Here is a 442-nt window from a genome sequence, read left to right as displayed (position 1 = left end):
GTCCAAGTCCAAGAACAACGGCGTCGATCCGCAGGAGCTGATCGAGAAGTACGGCGCCGACACGGCCCGCCTCTACACCATGTTCACGGCGCCGCCCGAGGCCACGCTGGAGTGGAACGACGCTGCGGTGGAAGGCAGCTACCGCTTCCTGCGCCGCGTCTGGAACTTCGGCGTGAAGCTCACGGGCATCGATGCTGCGGCCACCGAGTCCGCCATCCAGGGCGCCCAGAGCCTGCAGGACGTGCAGTTCGGCAAGGAGGCCAAGGCGCTGCGGCTGGAGATCCACACCGTGCTCAAGCAGGTGGACTACGACTACCAGCGCATGCAGTACAACACCGTGGTCTCCGGCGCGATGAAGATGCTCAACGCGCTGGAGGACTTCAAGGCGGTGGATGCGCCCGGCGGCCTCGTCGCGCTGATCGAGGGCTTCGGCATCCTGCTG

1 pseudogene is annotated in these 442 nt (G+C 66.1%); it reads left to right on the top strand.

The window, feature by feature from the left end:
• Positions 1-442 (top strand): annotated as a pseudogene (locus K9U40_RS23880) (hypothetical protein); the annotation flags it as partial.

Source organism: Xanthobacter autotrophicus (genome assembly GCF_030015065.1).
Classification (GTDB): Bacteria; Pseudomonadota; Alphaproteobacteria; order Rhizobiales; family Xanthobacteraceae; genus Xanthobacter; species Xanthobacter autotrophicus_D.
The sequence above is the reverse complement of the archived record's forward strand: the minus strand, read 5'-3'. Positions and strand labels throughout refer to the sequence as shown.